This is a genomic window from Mesorhizobium sp. M2A.F.Ca.ET.067.02.1.1, assembly GCF_004023285.1.
In the GTDB taxonomy this organism is placed as follows: Bacteria; Pseudomonadota; Alphaproteobacteria; order Rhizobiales; family Rhizobiaceae; genus Mesorhizobium.
The window spans coordinates 1-2,204 of record NZ_RZSB01000893.1 but is presented as its reverse complement, the minus strand read 5'-3'; the positions used below and the strand labels follow the sequence as shown (position 1 = coordinate 2,204).

At 63.2% G+C, this 2,204-nt stretch carries 1 protein-coding gene and 1 pseudogene; one reads left to right on the top strand and one right to left on the bottom strand.

What is annotated here, in order from left to right:
* The first annotated feature begins 260 nt into the window (after nt 1-260).
* Nucleotides 261-1,298 carry an MBL fold metallo-hydrolase gene (locus tag EOA28_RS33345; protein WP_127250749.1) on the top strand — a complete coding sequence of 346 codons (1,038 nt, stop codon included), beginning with the start codon at nt 261-263 and terminating at the stop codon, nt 1,296-1,298.
* A gap of 114 nt (nt 1,299-1,412) precedes the next feature.
* On the opposite strand, the pseudogene EOA28_RS33340 reads toward EOA28_RS33345, so the two are convergent.
* Nucleotides 1,413-2,204, bottom strand: a pseudogene (locus EOA28_RS33340) (tetratricopeptide repeat protein); the annotation flags it as partial.

Genomic DNA, 2,204 nt, shown 5'->3' with positions numbered 1-2,204 from the left:
ATGCCGGCTTCGAGGTGGGTTACGGCAGCGAGAATGCCTTCACTGTCAGGGGGGTAGCTCGTCTCAGCAAGGCTTTTTGAGACAGCTGACCGCCGGCCGGCGCCGCGTTTGAAGGGTGGCATTCCATCGCTATGGGAAGGCCGTCTACCGAATTATATATTTTTCGAAATCCATTCCGATTCCAGAAGCCCATGCAGTAGAATATTGCTACGGTCGGGAGGGCGATGCCCGGCGGTGAAAATGCAGCGGGGTATGCGACGATGATCTTCCGCCAGCTCTTCGATTCCGTCTCGGGCACCTACTCCTATCTGCTGGCCAGCCGGCGCGGCGGCGAGGCGCTAATCATTGATCCGGTGCTGGAGAAGGTCGAGCGTTACCTGCAATTGGTCAACGAACTGGATTTGAGGCTGGTAAAGGCGGTGGATACCCATCTTCACGCCGACCATATCACCGGCCTCGGCGCGTTGCGCGACAGGACGCATTGCGTGACCGTCATGGGCGAGCAGACAAAGGCCGACGTGGTGTCGATGCGGCTTGCCGACGGCGATAAGCTCGGCATCGAGGGGCTGGCGCTCGACGTCATCTATACACCCGGCCACACCGACGATTCCTACAGCTTCGTCCTGCCGGACCGGGTCTTCACCGGCGACACGCTGCTCATCCGCGGCACCGGCCGCACCGACTTCCAGAACGGCGATCCGCGCCAGCAGTATGAATCGATCTTCGGTCGCCTGCTCAAGCTGCCCGACGAAACGCTGATCTTCCCGGCGCATGACTATAAGGGCGAGACCGTCTCGACGATCGGCGAGGAAAAGGCCTTCAATCCGCGCCTGCAGGTGAAGTCGGTCGACGAATATGTGAACATCATGAACAATCTGAACCTGGCCAACCCGAAGATGATGGATGTGGCCGTGCCCGCCAACATGCGGGTCGGGCTGCATCAGGACGACATCGCCGCCCGCGGCTGGGCGGTGAGCGCCGAGCAGGCGTTGGCGCTTGTCGGGCGGCCCGACGTGGCGCTGATCGACCTGCGCGAGCAGTCCGAACGCGAGCGCCACGGCGTCATCCCCGGCGCGATCCATCTGCCCTATGCGCGGCTCCAGGAGAACATCATGGCCGGCGGCATGCTGCATGAGCTGGCCAAATCAACAGCCAAGCAGCTGCTGTTCTACTGCGCGTTCGGTGAGCGTTCGGCGATGGCGGTGCAAGCGGCGCAGGATGTCGGGATTTCCAGCGCTCGCCACATCCAAGGCGGCATCGACGCCTGGCGGAAGGCGAGCGGGCCGCTATCGCACTAGAGCGTTTCACCGTTTCACGGAAACGGCGATCCGCTCTATCCCTTTGTTTTTACGTAATTCCGGACGGAAAACCGCTCACACTTTTCCTGGAATTGCTCTAGCAACCGACTGGATTCAATTCAGTCCGATCAGCTTGGCGCCGTTGCGGAACAGAGTCTCCCCATCCCGGTCGAAGCGGAAGGTGGCGATGAAATCGTCGGCACGATAGTTCGGCAAGGTGCTGCGGATCGTGGCGGCGAAGGTCCGCGCCTCGTCATGCCGGCCGGCCAGCGCCAGGCAATGGGCGGCGATCGCCAGGATGATGACATGGGCGTTTGGCCTCGCGGCCGCCTTCAGCGCCCATTCGGCCGCCGCTTCGAATTCGCCCAGCCTTGCATGCGCCATGGCGCGCGCGCCCATCATGCCGAACAGCAGCGGATCGAAGGGGCTGAGGTGACGCGAATGGTCGGACGAGCCGATCGCCGATTGCGGGTCGCCCGACTGAGAATGGACGAAGGACAGCGCGTAATGGCCGAGCGCGAAGTTCGGGCTGAGGTCGACGGCATTCGCCAGCTCCAGCAGCGCGCCGTCCTGTTCGCCGCGCAGCCATAGCGCGCGGCCCATCGCCCAGTGGGCGGCGGGGTTGCGGTCGTCGACCAGCAGGCTCTGGCCGGCGCTTTCGAAGGCAAGCGCGGTCTCCCGATCGCGGTCGCCCCAGCGCTGGAAAGCGTTCTGCCAATGGGTGAAGGACATGCCGGCATAGGCGCGCGCGAAAGTGGGGTCCAGCTTCAACGCTTCGCCGAAGAAATGCTGCGCCAGCTCGTTTTCCTGGCGGGTGAAGCGATACATGTGCCAGAGGCCGCGATGGTAGGCTTCCCAGGCATTGAGCGAATTGGGCGCCTTCAGCAAGGCGCGGTTGCGCTCCAC

Coding starts and splice junctions, on each gene's coding strand:
- EOA28_RS33345 (WP_127250749.1), top strand. CDS start 261: ATGATCTTCCGCCAGCTCTTCGATTCCGTCTCGGGCACCTACTCCTAT.